12 protein-coding genes are annotated in these 12,458 nt (G+C 68.2%); 9 read left to right on the top strand and 3 right to left on the bottom strand.

Annotated elements, in window-relative coordinates; genetic code table 11:
- Positions 1-270: 270 nt before the first annotated feature.
- The 6 genes from D0D37_RS43605 to D0D37_RS43580 are packed head-to-tail and all read left to right on the top strand — an operon-like array spanning position 271 to position 6,772.
- A complete protein-coding gene (locus tag D0D37_RS43605; RefSeq protein WP_116206423.1) occupies positions 271-1,125 on the top strand; it encodes a fumarylacetoacetate hydrolase family protein in 855 nt (284 codons plus the stop codon).
- Position 1,126: 1 nt separating this feature from the next.
- Positions 1,127-2,428 (top strand): enolase C-terminal domain-like protein, encoded by a 1,302-nt coding sequence (locus D0D37_RS43600; RefSeq protein ID WP_116206422.1) that lies wholly within the window; start codon positions 1,127-1,129, stop codon positions 2,426-2,428.
- Positions 2,425-3,183 carry an SDR family NAD(P)-dependent oxidoreductase gene (locus D0D37_RS43595; RefSeq protein ID WP_116206421.1) on the top strand — a complete coding sequence of 253 codons (759 nt, stop codon included), beginning with the start codon at positions 2,425-2,427 and terminating at the stop codon, positions 3,181-3,183. Before D0D37_RS43600 ends, D0D37_RS43595 begins: the two co-directional genes overlap by 4 nt.
- 40 nt (positions 3,184-3,223) lie before the next feature.
- Positions 3,224-4,264: a sugar ABC transporter substrate-binding protein gene (locus tag D0D37_RS43590; protein WP_162834768.1), complete on the top strand. Its 1,041-nt coding sequence runs from the start codon at positions 3,224-3,226 to the stop codon at positions 4,262-4,264.
- Positions 4,261-5,763 (top strand): sugar ABC transporter ATP-binding protein, encoded by a 1,503-nt coding sequence (locus D0D37_RS43585; RefSeq protein ID WP_116206420.1) that lies wholly within the window; start codon positions 4,261-4,263, stop codon positions 5,761-5,763. Before D0D37_RS43590 ends, D0D37_RS43585 begins: the two co-directional genes overlap by 4 nt.
- Positions 5,756-6,772, top strand: coding sequence for an ABC transporter permease (locus tag D0D37_RS43580; RefSeq protein WP_116206419.1), 1,017 nt, complete (start codon positions 5,756-5,758; stop codon positions 6,770-6,772). Before D0D37_RS43585 ends, D0D37_RS43580 begins: the two co-directional genes overlap by 8 nt.
- 959 nt (positions 6,773-7,731) lie before the next feature.
- Here D0D37_RS43580 and D0D37_RS43575 read toward each other — a convergent pair.
- Complete coding sequence (locus D0D37_RS43575; RefSeq protein ID WP_116206418.1) at positions 7,732-8,448, bottom strand: FadR/GntR family transcriptional regulator; 717 nt, start codon at positions 8,446-8,448, stop codon at positions 7,732-7,734.
- A gap of 74 nt (positions 8,449-8,522) precedes the next feature.
- Between D0D37_RS43575 and D0D37_RS43570 the strand changes: the two genes are divergently transcribed.
- The 3 genes from D0D37_RS43570 to D0D37_RS43560 are packed head-to-tail and all read left to right on the top strand — an operon-like array spanning position 8,523 to position 10,653.
- Positions 8,523-8,855 carry an L-rhamnose mutarotase gene (locus D0D37_RS43570; protein ID WP_116206417.1) on the top strand — a complete coding sequence of 111 codons (333 nt, stop codon included), beginning with the start codon at positions 8,523-8,525 and terminating at the stop codon, positions 8,853-8,855.
- A complete protein-coding gene (locus D0D37_RS43565) occupies positions 8,852-9,826 on the top strand; it encodes an aldo/keto reductase (protein ID WP_116206416.1) in 975 nt (324 codons plus the stop codon). Before D0D37_RS43570 ends, D0D37_RS43565 begins: the two co-directional genes overlap by 4 nt.
- Complete coding sequence (locus D0D37_RS43560) at positions 9,823-10,653, top strand: amidohydrolase family protein (RefSeq protein ID WP_116206415.1); 831 nt, start codon at positions 9,823-9,825, stop codon at positions 10,651-10,653. The genes D0D37_RS43565 and D0D37_RS43560 overlap by 4 nt, the downstream gene beginning before the upstream one ends.
- A gap of 102 nt (positions 10,654-10,755) precedes the next feature.
- Here the strand turns inward: D0D37_RS43560 and shbA are convergent, their stop codons facing one another.
- Together shbA and D0D37_RS43550 are read right to left on the bottom strand one after the other, a co-directional pair.
- Positions 10,756-11,412, bottom strand: a complete 657-nt coding sequence (shbA, locus tag D0D37_RS43555) for an RNA polymerase sigma factor ShbA (protein ID WP_167493649.1) — start codon at positions 11,410-11,412, stop codon at positions 10,756-10,758.
- Positions 11,413-11,738: 326 nt separating this feature from the next.
- Positions 11,739-12,155 carry a GtrA family protein gene (locus D0D37_RS43550; protein WP_244223886.1) on the bottom strand — a complete coding sequence of 139 codons (417 nt, stop codon included), beginning with the start codon at positions 12,153-12,155 and terminating at the stop codon, positions 11,739-11,741.
- Between the last annotated feature and the right edge of the window lie 303 nt (positions 12,156-12,458).

Below are 12,458 nucleotides of genomic sequence, written 5' to 3'. Positions count from 1 at the left end.
GCCCTCACCTCGCCGCCTTCCCTGCCACCGCGCGAACCCCCAGCCGTCGCCCGACTCGGCCCAGCCGCATCTTCCGGTCCCATCCGCGCCGCACCGTCTTCCTCGTCGTGGCGGGACCTCCCCGCCTGGACGAGTGTCCGTTATCCACCGGGCAGCCCGGTGATCGGATCAATTTCCGTACCAAATCCCGCTTCCCTCTAGATCTGCCGCCCTCCCATGCGCTATACATCGGATGTATCGCGAAGCGGGTGTCGAGAGAGGGGTTCGTCCGTGCGGTTTGTGCGTCTCGGGGCAGCGGGGGCTGAGCGTCCGTTCGTCCGTGCCGGTGACGGCACCCTCCACGACCTCTCCGGGGTCACGCCGGACATCGACGGCGCGTTCCTCGCCGGCGACGGGCCGGCGAAGGCCGCGCGGGCGCTCGAAGCCGGGGAATTGCCGGTCGTCGACGGGGCCGGGCTGCGGGTCGGCGCGCCGATCGCCGCGCCGGGCAAGATCGTCTGCATCGGCATGAATTACCGTCGCCACGCCGAGGAAACCGGCGCGGCCGTGCCGACTGAACCGGTGCTGTTCATGAAAGCCCCGGACGTGATGGTCGGACCGTTCGACGAAGTGCTCGTCCCGCGCGGCTCCACGGCCACCGACTGGGAAGTCGAACTCGGCGTCGTCATCGGGAAAACCGCGCGCTATCTGGAAAGCGCGGACGAGGCGCTGGCGCACGTCGCCGGGTATGTCGTGTCCAACGACGTCTCCGAGCGCGATTTCCAGCTGAACCGCGGCGGCCAGTGGGACAAGGGCAAGAACTGCGAAACCTTCAACCCGCTCGGCCCGGAACTGGTGACCGCCGACGAGATCCCCGACCCGCAGGCGCTCGGCTTGCGCACTTGGGTCAACGGCGAGAAGGTGCAGGATTCGTCCACAAAGGACATGGTGTTCGGCGTCGCCGAGATCATCCATTACCTGAGCCAGTTCATGGTGCTGCGCCCCGGCGACCTGATCAACACCGGCACTCCGGAGGGCGTCGCGCTCGGGCAGCCCGAGCCGAAGCCGTACCTGCGCGCGGGCGACGTCGTCGAGTTGGAGATCGACGGCCTCGGCAAGCAGCGCCAGACTTTCGGGCAGGCCTGACATGGCGAAAATCGTGGCCATGGAGGTCCGGGACGTCCGGTTCCCGACGTCGCGCGACCTCGACGGTTCGGACGCGATGAACCCGGATCCGGACTATTCGGCGGCTTACGTCGAACTCCACACCGACGCCGGACCGGACGGTTACGGCCTCGCGTTCACCATCGGCCGCGGCAACGACGTGCAGGCCGCCGCGATTCGCGCGCTGGCACCGCACGTGGTCGGCCGAGATGTGCCGGAGGGTGCGGAAGCGCTCGGCGCACTATCCCGAGCTTTGGTCGGCGACTCGCAATTTCGTTGGCTGGGCCCGGAAAAAGGCGTGGCGCACATGGCGATCGGCGCGATCGTCAACGCCGCGTGGGACCTCGCTGCGCGTCGCGCCGGACTGCCGCTGTGGAAGTTCGCGTCGCGGATGACGCCGGAGGAGCTGGTGTCCCTTGTGGACTTCCGCTACCTCTCCGACGCGCTCACCGAACAGGAAGCGCTCGACATCCTGCGCGCCGCCGAATCCGGGAAAGCGGAACGGATCGCCAGGATCGAGGCCGAGGGCTACCGCGCGTACAGCACGTCCGCGGGCTGGCTCGGTTACTCCGACGCGAAACTGGTGCGGCTGGCCGAACAGGCGGTCGCCGACGGTTTCGAGATGATCAAACTGAAGGTCGGCGGAAATCTCGAGGACGACGTCCGGCGGATGAAGCTGGCTCGCGAGACCGTCGGTGCGGACATCCGAGTCGCGGTCGACGCGAACCAGCGCTGGGATGTCTCGACGGCGGTGTCGTGGATGACCGCGCTGGCACCGTTCGATCCATATTGGATTGAAGAGCCGACCTCGCCGGACGACGTCCTCGGCCATGCCGCCATCGCGAAGGCGGTCGCGCCGATCAGGGTCGCGACCGGTGAACACGTCCAGAACCGTGTGGTGTTCAAGCAATTGCTGCAGGCTCACGCGATCGACGTGCTGCAGTTGGACGCCGCACGCGTCGGCGGAGTGAACGAGAACCTCGCGATCCTGTTGCTGGCAGCGAAATTCGGTGTTCCGGTGTGTCCGCACGCCGGCGGTGTCGGGCTGTGCGAGCTGGTGCGGCATCTGTCCATGTTCGACTTCGTGGCAGTGTCCGGTTCGGACGAAGACCGCAGCATCGAATGGGTCGACCACCTGCACGACCACTTCACCGACCCGGCCGTCGTGCGCGACGGCCGCTACCTCGCTCCGACCGCACCGGGCTTTTCCGCGCGCATGCACGACGCTACGCTGCGCCGGTTCAGCTTCCCGGACGGTCCTGAATGGACGGAGAACGCGCAGTGAGCGAATTCGACGGCCTGGTCGCCGCGGTCACCGGCGGCGCTTCGGGCATCGGGCTGGCGACGGCGAACCTGCTGGCCCAGCGCGGCGCGCAGGTGGCTGTGCTCGACCTCAAGACCGATGAGGTTCCCGAGCCACTGACCGGATTCCGCTGCGACGTGACGTCCGACGCCGAAGTCCGAGCCGCTGTCGACGCGGTGGCCGAACGCTTCGGCCGGCTCGACATCCTGGTCAACAACGCGGGAATCGGTGCACAGGGCGACGTCACCGCGAACGACGACGACGAGTGGCACCGCGCGTACGACGTGAACGTGGTCGGCATGGTGCGCACCGTCCGGGCTGCCTTGCCGCACTTGAAAAACTCGCCGGCGGCAGCGGTCGTGAACACCTGCTCGATCGCCGCGTGGGCCGGTCTGCCCGCGCGGGCGCTGTACTCGGCCACGAAGGGTGCGGTGCTGTCGCTGACCCTCGCGATGGCCACCGACCACCTGCCGGACCGGATCCGCGTCAACTGCGTGTGCCCCGGCACCGCGGACACCCCGTGGGTCGGCAGGCTGCTCGACACCGCCGCGAACCCGGAGGCCGAACGGGAGGCGCTCGCCGCCCGCCAGCCGATGGGGAGGCTGGTGACCGCGGACGAGGTCGCGAACGCGATCGCGTACCTGGCCAGCCCGCTTTCGGCATCGACTACCGGCACCGCGCTCGCGGTGGACGGCGGCATGTACGGCCTGCGCCCGCGCGGACCCGTGCAGAACTGATCTGCTCAGCCAAAAAAGGCCTGTCATCAAGGAGGATGCGGTGCGTACGAAGGTGATCCGGCTGGCTGCCGCGGTGGCCGCCTGCGGTTTGGTGCTCGGTGCGTGCGGGTCCACTAAGGACAAACCGGCGGCAGCGGCGAGCGGCGGCGGCACCGGCAAGGTCGGGGCGACGCTGCCCCTGCTGACCTCGCCGTTCTGGCAGGCCTACAACAAATACGTGCCGCAGATGGCGAAGGAGCAGGGGCTCGACGCGCTGCCCACGGTGAACGCGGACAGCGACCCGGCGAAGCTCATCACGGACATCGGCACGCTGCTCAACCAGGGCGTGAAGGGGCTCGTCGTCACGCCGCTCGACTCGGCCGCGGTCGTCGCCGGGCTGAAGCAGGCCGAGAACAAGGGCGTCCCGGTGGTCGCGGTGGACGTCGCGCCCGAAAGCGGCAAGGTCGCGATGGTGGTTCGTGCGGACAACAAGGCGTACGGAACCAAGGCGTGCGACGAAATCGGCAAGCGCGTGAAGAGCGGCAAGGTCGTGCAGGTGATGGGCGACCTCGCGTCGGTCAACGGGCGCGACCGGTCGGCGGCGTTCCGCGAGTGCATGAAGCAGAAGTACCCGGACGTCAAGGTGCTTGAGGTCGCCGCCGAATGGAAGGCGGACAAGGCTTCGTCCGGTTTGGACAGTCTGCTGACCGCGAACCCGGACATCAAGGGCGTCTACATGCAGGCGGGCGGCGTCTACCTCGCGCCGACCGAACAGGCGCTCAAGCGCAAGAACCTGTTCTTCCCGGTCGGCGACCCGAAGCATGTAGTGCTGGTGAGCAACGACGGCATCCCGCAGGAACTCACCGCGATCCGCAACGGCGAACTGGACGCGACCGTTTCACAGCCTGCCGACGCCTACGCCAAGTACGGTATGTACTGGCTCAAGAAGGCGATGGCGGGCGAGACGTTCAAGCCGGGCCCGACCGACCACGACTCCACGATCGTCGAAATCAGCCCCGGCATTCTGGAAGACCAGCTGCCCGCGCCGGTCGTGACCAAGGACAACGTGGACGACAAAGCGCTGTGGGGTAACAACCTGTGAGCGCGCCGGTAGTGCAGGCGGACGGCGTCGGGAAGCGGTACGGGCCAACCGTGGCGCTGCACGACGTCAGCCTCACCGTGCGGCCCGGCGAGTCGCACGCACTCGTCGGCCGCAACGGGGCGGGCAAGTCCACGCTGGTGTCCATCCTCACTGGACTGTCCGAAACGGACACCGGCAGCGTTTCCTTCGGCGGCGTACGAGCCCCTTCCTTGTCCAAACAGGACGATTGGAAGGCGCGCGTGGCGTGCGTGTACCAGCACGCGATGGTGGTGCCGCAGCTGACGGTCGCGGAGAATCTGTTCCTGAACCGGCAGGCGCGGGGCGGGTTCTCGATCGGCTGGAAGAAGCTGCGCCGTGAGGCGCGGGAGCTGCTGGACTCGTGGGACGTCCGGGTCGATGTGGACACTCCGGCGGGCGATCTGTCCGTTGAGGACCGTCAGTTCGTCGAAATCGCTCGTGCGTTGAGTTATGGCGCCCGGTTCATCGTGCTGGACGAACCGACCGCGCAACTGGACAGCCAGGCCATCGAGCGGCTTTTCGAGCGCATGCGGCAGATGCAGGAGAACGGCGTCACCTTCCTGTTCATCTCGCACCACCTGCACGAGGTTTACGAGGTGTGCCAGGCGGTTACCGTCCTGCGCGACGCCCGGCACGTGCTCACCGCACCCGTCGAAGAGGTCAGCCGCGCGGCGCTGGTCGACGCGATGACGGGGGAGCAGGGCGGCCTCGCCGTGCGCGACGCGGCTACCCGTGATCCGCTCGCGGTGGACGCCGAAGAAGTGCTCACCGTCGACGACCTGTCCGGCGACGGTTTCCACGACGTCTCGCTACGGGTCCACCGCGGCGAGGTAGTCGGTCTCGCTGGCAGCAACGCGAGCGGCAAACACCAGGTCGCCGAAACGGTCTACGGACTGCGCACGCCCACCTCCGGAACTGTTGCCGTAGAAGGAAAGCGCCTGCCTCCAGGCGATATTCCCGCTGCCCTGCGCGCTGGCATCGGTTGTGTCCCACGGGATCGGCACCACGAAGGTCTCGTGCTGGAACACTCCATTATGGACAACGCGACCCTGTCCGTACTTGATCGGATGGGCCGCGGCGGCCTAGCGTCCCCGAAGGTCCGTCGCGAACGCGGGTCGCGCGCCCTGGCCGACTACGACATCGTCGCCGCCAGCCCGGACCAGCCCGTTTCGGATCTGTCCGGCGGAAATCAGCAAAAAGTAGTGCTCGCCAGGGCTTTGGAGAGCGACCCGCGCGTGGTGGTGCTGATCAACCCCACCGCGGGAGTGGATGTGAAGTCGAAGGAGGCCCTGCTCGCGGTCGTGGACCGGGTGCGGGCCGAGGGGAAGGCGGTGCTGCTCGTGAGCGACGAGCTGGACGACTTGCGCCTGGCCGACCGGGTGCTGGTGCTGCGCGCGGGTGCGGTGGCCGCCGTCCACCAGGCCGGCTGGTCCGACGGGGACCTGGTGGCGGATATCGAAGGAGTCGGGCTCCATGACTGACCTGATGAGCGACCCGCAGACGGCGCTGCCCGCGGTGCGGGCGAAGCGCCGGAAGTCGGCGTGGCTGCGCGAACTGGCGCTGCTGCCCGCGCTCGTGGTGGTGTTCGTGATCGGCGGGCTGATCAGCGACACGTTCTTCACCTTCGACAACATCATCAGCATCCTCTCCGCGGCGGCCGCGCTGTCGCTGGTCGTGCTCGGCGAGTCGCTGGTGCTGCTGACCGGCAAGTTCGACCTGTCGCTGGAATCCACGATGGGCATCGCCCCGGCGATCGGCGCGATGCTGGTCATCCCGGCGGCGTCCTCCGGCTTCGGCACCGAATGGCCTTCGGTGCTCGGCCTGGTGGCGATCCCCCTGGTGGGTGCGTTGATCGGCTTCGTGAACGGCTTCCTGATCGTGAAGCTGAAGCTGAATGCTTTCATCGTGACGCTGGCGATGCTGACGGTCCTGCGCGGTACGCAGATCGGCACGACGAACGGCAAGACGCTGTTCGACCAGTTGGACGCATTCACCGCTCTGGCGACGACGACGTTCGCCGGACTGCCGATGTCGGTCTGGCTCGCGGCGGTGCTGTTCGTGGTCTTCGGGCTGGGCCTGCGTTACCACCGAGTCGGCCGCTCGCTGTACGCAATCGGCGGCAACCGAGAAGCGGCGCGGGCCGCGGGCATCCGAGTGGACCGAATCTCGTGGGCGGTCTTCGTGGTGGCCGGAGTGCTTGCTGCCATCGGCGGTCTCGCGTACACGGGTTACGTCGGCGCTCTCGGCGCTGATCAGGGTGACGGCTTGATCCTGCAGGTCTTCGCCGCTGCCGTGATCGGCGGTGTTTCGCTGGACGGTGGCCGGGGCACGCTGGTCGGGGCGCTGACTGGGGTGCTGTTGCTGCAGTCGGTGGACAGTCTGCTGCGCATCGCCCAGGTGCCCGCGGAATGGCTGAAGGCGATTTACGGCGGGATCATCTTGATCGCGTTGATCATCAGCCGGTATGCCGGCGGAAAGCCCCAGACCTGATCGGTGGAGGTTCGGTGATCATCCGACCTTCTTGGGACGTGGGCTCGGTGCACGTTCTGTTGGCCGGCGCGGCGGCCGGTGCGCCGGGCGGTCTGTTGGCCGGTGCGGCGGGCGGCTGGTTGACTGGCGGTGCACCGCGCGGTCTGCCGGGCGGCGCGGTGGTCGGCTCAATGGCTGCTGCGGTGGCTGGCTCGGCGAGGAGGTCCGTGAAGGGACCCTTCATGGATTCTGAGTCTCTCGGCTTTCTCCTCGCTGCCCGTGCTGCCAGCTCTGCCGTTGCCGCTCGCCGCGCTGTCGCTTGTCGCAGAGTTGCGACCTCCAGCTGCGGTGCCATCTCCGGTCGCACCAGCATCTTCACTTGCGCTGTCGTTTCTGGTCGTGCGGCATTGTCCGCCGCCGTTGCCACTTCCGGCGGGGCTGTTGTGTTCGGTCGCGCCAGCATCTTCACCTGCGCTGTTGCTTCCGGTCGTACGGCAGCGTCCGCCTCGGTTGCCACTTCCGGTGGCACCGTCGTGTTTGGCCGCACCGGCATCTCCACCTGTGTTGCCACTTCCAGCCGCGTCGTCTCCGCTGTGTCTGGTGCGGTGAAGGTCCCCTTCACCGCACCACAGTCGGAGTCAACAAAGGGACCCCTCGTCTCGCCGGTCGGCGAACGAGTCCCCGCCGCTTCAGTCGGGCGCGCGCGAGGGGGCCCGCCACACCGGCCGGTTTGGCACGGGATAGCCGCCGCCCCGTCACCGGCGCGAAAGGCGCCCTCGCACCGGCCGGGCATGCGCGACTGGGCCAGTCACTCAGGTCGTCATGGCGTGACGGGCCCCGTCATTCCCGCCGTGCGGTCGCGAAAGTCCCCTTCGCTCCGGCCGAACGCGAGTGACGGGTCCCTTCACTCCGACCAGCAAGGAATGAAGGGACCCGTCACCGCAACAAGCCGCTCAGAGACCGCTGCCGTCTTCGTCCGGTCAGGAAGCGGCGGGCTCGGCGTCATCGCCAGCCGCGGCGTCTTCGACCAGGGTGCTGCGCAGCCACTGCTCCACTCCGGCGACGTGCACCGTCGCCCACGAGCGGGCCAGTTCTGGTTCCCGGGCGGCGATCGCGTCGTAGATCGCGGCGTGTTGTTCCCGGGTCCGCGCTACCGCGCCTTCCTGGGTGAGGCCGCGCCAGATCCGGGCTCGCGCGGTCGGGCCGGAGAGGCTTTCGAGCAGCGAGCACAGCACCGGATTGCCGGAGCCGTCCGCGATTTTGCGGTGGAACTGCAAATCGTTGGCCACCAGCGCCTCGACGGTCGGCGATTCCTCCAGTTCGCCGAGCATCGCGCCGAGTTCGGCGACGTCCTCGTCTCGCATGTGCAGCGCCGCCATCGCGGTCGCCGCGGGCTCCAGGATCCGCCGGACGGCAAGGAAATCGAGCACGGTGTCGTCGCGGTGGAAGTCGACGACGAAGGTCATCGCGTCGAGCAGCAGGTTCGGTTCCAGGCTGGTGACGTACGTGCCGTCGCCTTGGCGCACGTCCAGCACCCGGATCAGGCACAGCGCCTTCACCGCCTCCCGCAGCGAACTGCGCGACAGTCCCAGCCGCTGCGCCAGCTCGGCCTCCTTGGGGAGCCGGTCGCCGGGGGCCAGCTCGCCCGAAATGATCATGTCCTTGATCTTGTCGATCGCGACATCGGTGACGGGCATCGGGACCGCCCTCCCTGCAGAGACCTCGGATGTTTACCCCCTACAGCGTGCCACGACTCCCGTCAGGAGGAACGATGACCCATGGCCCGGCGCCGCAAACGGTCGCATTGCGCACCCGGCTCAAGCCCGGAACGGAGAAAATCTACGAGGAGGTGCACGCGGTGATCCCCCAGGACTTGGACGCCGCGCTGCGCCGCGCGGGCGTGCGGTCGTGGCGGATCTGGCGCGACGGGCTCGACCTGTTCCACTTCGTCGAGGTGGACGATTTCGAGCAGATGCGCGCGAAACTCGCTGACGACCCGGCCGACATCGCGTGGCAGAAGCGGATCAACGAACTGCTCGACCTCGACCATTCGGACGTCGCCCACGGTCTCGGGCTGGTGTGGCAACTCCCGGGGGAGGCATGACCGTGGACCTTCCTCCACTGGGGCTCGGCGGCGCGCAACTGGGCAATCTCTACCACGCGGTGCCGGACGAAACCGCCACCGCGAGCGTGCGGCGGGCGTGGGACGAAGGGATCCGCTACTTCGACACCGCGCCGCATTACGGGCTCGGGCTGTCCGAACGCCGACTCGGTGCCGCGCTGGCGGCGTATCCGCGTGCCGAATACGTTCTGTCCACGAAAGTCGGACGAGTGCTGGAACCGCGTGCGGCGGAACCGGGGGAACGCGACGACCAGGGCTTCGACGTTCCAGGTACTTACCGCCGCCGCTGGGATTTCAGCCGCGACGGGGTGTTGCGTTCGCTGGAATCGAGCCTCGGACGGCTGGGTCTCGACCGCGTCGACCTGGTGTACGTGCACGATCCGGACGACCATTTCGACGAAGCGGTTGCGGGAGCGTTCCCGGCGTTGCTGGAGTTGCGCGAGCAGGGCGTCGTCGGGGCAATCGGGGCCGGGATGAACCAGGTCCCGATGCTGGCGGAATTCGTGCGCCGATTCGACCTCGACCACGTCCTGATGGCTGGTCGCTACACCTTGCTGAACCAGCCGGCGTTGGACGAATTGTTGCCGCTGTGCGTCGAACGCGGTGTCGGCGTCGTGGCCGGCGGGGTGTTCAACGGCGGAATTCTCGCCACTGAACAACCCGGCGCTATTTACGATTACGCGGCCGCGCCTGCGGATCTCGTGGAGAAAGCGCAGAAAATAGCGGAAATCTGCGCACGACACGGTGTTTCGCTGCCGGAGGCGGCGCTCGCGTTGCCGCGCACGCACCCCGCAGTGGTGTCGGTGGTCGTCGGTGCGCACGACGCCGAGCAGGTGTCGCTGAACGTTCGCCGGGCAGCGGCGAATATCCCAGCCGTACTGTGGGACGACCTCGCCGACGCCGGCCTGCTGCGGTCGGCCGCCCGCCCCGTCGTGTCCGGAGGAACCCAGTGATCGATTCGCACCACCACCTGTGGGATCCGGAGCGCCGAGAGTACCCGTGGATGTCCGGCGACGCGCTGGCTCCGATCCGCAGGCCGTACACCGTCGACGACCTGCGCACTGTGACGACCGCGGCGGGCGTCCGCGCCACGGTGCTGGTGCAGACCGTCTCGGACGAGGCGGAAACCGAGGAGTTCCTTGCCGCGGCCGCGTCCGAGGCGCTGGTGGCGGGCGTGGTCGGCTGGGTCGACCTCGCCGCCCCGGACGTGGCCGACCGGCTCGCCCGGCTGCGCGAACTGGGCCCGCTGGTCGGCATCCGGCACCAGGTCGAGGACGAACCGGACCCGGATTGGCTGCTGCGTCCGGAAATCCTGCGCGGCCTGACCGCGGTCGGGACCGCAGGCCTGGTCTACGACCTCCTGGTGGCACCGGCGCAACTCGCCGCCGCCCGGCAGGTCGCCGAACGCTTGCCGGATCTGCGCCTGGTCCTCGACCACGCCGCGAAACCTGGCATCGCGGCCGGCGAATGGCAGCCGTGGGCAACCGGCGTCGCCTCGCTGGCCGCGCACGACAACGTGCACTGCAAGCTGTCCGGCTTGGTGACGGAAGCCGACTGGCGCGAATGGCAGGTGGGCCATCTGCGCCGCTACGCAGACCACGTTTTCGAGTCGTTCGGTGCGAACCGGGTCATGTTCGGCTCCGACTGGCCAGTGTGCGAACTGGCTGCGGCATACGAAGTCGTACTGGACGCGGCGGTGTCGCTGACCGGAGTGCTGAGCGACCCGGAACGGCTGGACGTCTTCGAGCACACGGCGGCACGCGTTTATGAATTGAGCTGAGAGATGCGGCGGGCTGATTCCAGAGTGCCGCGCGAAGCAGAGCCTGTCGACCGATTCGGCGGTCCGCGACCGGGTTCCAGCCGTTCGAGTGACGAACCCGGCTCAGAAGTCCTGGCCCTGCACCATCTCGCGGAGCTTCGACAGCGCGCGGTGCTGCGTGACGCGGACGTTGCCCGCCGAAATGCCCAGCGTTTCCGCCGTCTCGTTCGCGCTGAGGCCGACGACGATGCGCAGCGCCAGGATTTCCTGCTGCAGCGGGGCGAGGCGGGTGAGCAGTTCCTGCAGACGGCTTCCGAGGTCGAGGCGCAGCGCGTGCGATTCCGGCTCGTTGCCGCCGGCCAGCGGGTGCTCCGGCAGCTCGGGCACCGGCTCGGAACGGTCGCGCGCGACGGCCCGGTAGGCGTCGGCGACCTTGTTGGCGGCGATCGCGTGCACCAGGTAGAGGAACGAGCCGCCGCGGTCCTGGTAGTCGGGAAGGGCCTTGAGGACGGCCATGCAGACGTCCTGCGCGACGTCGTCGGCGGCGAGGTAGGAGAGGTCGCGGCCGCCCATCCGGGCCCGGCAGTAGCGGGCGACGACGGGGCGGAGCACGTGCAGCAGGTCCCCGATCGCGGCTTGATCGCCTTTTCCCGCCGCGCGTACGAGCGGGTCGAGGTCTTCCTTGGTCAGGCGTCCGCCGGACCGGGGCAGCGTCGCGGGGCTCACGTAGCCCGCGACGCCGGACACCGCAGTACGGGACGTCTTCGACGGTGCTGTCATGGTCGTCTCCCCGGCAACCCTGCGACCGTCGCTTGTCTTGGGGTCAACACTCTGTGATGTTGCGGTCGCGAGTACTCCGACCGAACGGGGGGAGCACTGCGATCGTTGCGACGCTCCGTAACCTTAAGCGGCCGGAGGCCGACCGTCCACATTTCAACTACGAATACCCCGTTAGCAGCAGTGGTCTTGACACAAACGAGACCAGCCGACGCACAGTACGAATCCGGCCTCGCAGCATGTGCGGATGTCCGATTTGGTACGTCACGAAGAGTGATAGTCGGGTAGCGCAACAGAGAGTGGTCGCACTCCGGGTAGAACGGGTTCCACTACCGTTGGTGATCTTGTGGCGCGTCCGTTCGCCGCGTCCGGGCGAAAACCCACCAGCGCAGAACCGCGAACCGGACGACCCCGCCGACAAAACTGGCTGCCAAAAGCACGGCTGTCTGCTGCCCGGCCGAAGGCTGCGAGACGACGGCGTCGAGGACCGCGAGGACGACCGAACCGTAGCCCGCGTAGAAGGCGAAAGTGATGAAATCCTGAAGATGCCGCTTGCCCGCGCGGCTGCTCCGTTCGGCGAACGTGACGCGCCGGTGGAACTCGGTGTTGCCGACCGTCGTGATCGCGAGCGCGGCGAGATTCGCCCATTGCGCGCCGATTTCCGGACGGAAGGCCAGGAAGAGAACGGCCTGCAGCCCGGTGGTGACGACACCGGCGGCCAGATACCAGGCGGCATGACCGCTGATCTCGCGGCGACGGGCGGCGCGGTCGTCGGGGTGGTTCCGCCGGTTATCGGCAACGGCCGCGGGCGCTGGATGCGCGGTGCGGACGGCGGCGGAATCCGGTTGAGGCTGGCCGTGGCTGACGACCTCGTTCCCGGGGATCGGCGACAACGAGGCATCGGGGGCAGGGTTTGGCGGCAGCGAGGTCTTGGGGTTTGGCGGCAGCGGGGTCTTGGGGTTTGGCGGCAGCGGGGCCTCGGGGGCAGGGTTTGACGGCAGCGAGGTCTCGGGATTCGGCCGCAGCGAGATCTCGGGGGCGGTTGCCGT

This window comes from Amycolatopsis circi (genome assembly GCF_003385235.1).
GTDB lineage: Bacteria > Actinomycetota > Actinomycetes > Mycobacteriales > Pseudonocardiaceae > Amycolatopsis > Amycolatopsis circi.
The sequence above is the reverse complement of the archived record's forward strand: the minus strand, read 5'-3'. Positions and strand labels throughout refer to the sequence as shown.

Excerpts from the sequence above, each read along its gene's own strand:
- D0D37_RS43575 (WP_116206418.1), bottom strand. The coding sequence starts at position 8,448 with ATGCCCGTCACCGATGTCGCGATCGACAAGATCAAGGACATGATCATT.
- D0D37_RS43570 (WP_116206417.1), top strand. The coding sequence starts at position 8,523 with ATGACCCATGGCCCGGCGCCGCAAACGGTCGCATTGCGCACCCGGCTC.
- D0D37_RS43565 (WP_116206416.1), top strand. The coding sequence starts at position 8,852 with ATGACCGTGGACCTTCCTCCACTGGGGCTCGGCGGCGCGCAACTGGGC.
- D0D37_RS43600 (WP_116206422.1), top strand. The coding sequence starts at position 1,127 with ATGGCGAAAATCGTGGCCATGGAGGTCCGGGACGTCCGGTTCCCGACG.
- shbA (WP_167493649.1), bottom strand. The coding sequence starts at position 11,412 with ATGACAGCACCGTCGAAGACGTCCCGTACTGCGGTGTCCGGCGTCGCG.
- D0D37_RS43580 (WP_116206419.1), top strand. The coding sequence starts at position 5,756 with ATGACTGACCTGATGAGCGACCCGCAGACGGCGCTGCCCGCGGTGCGG.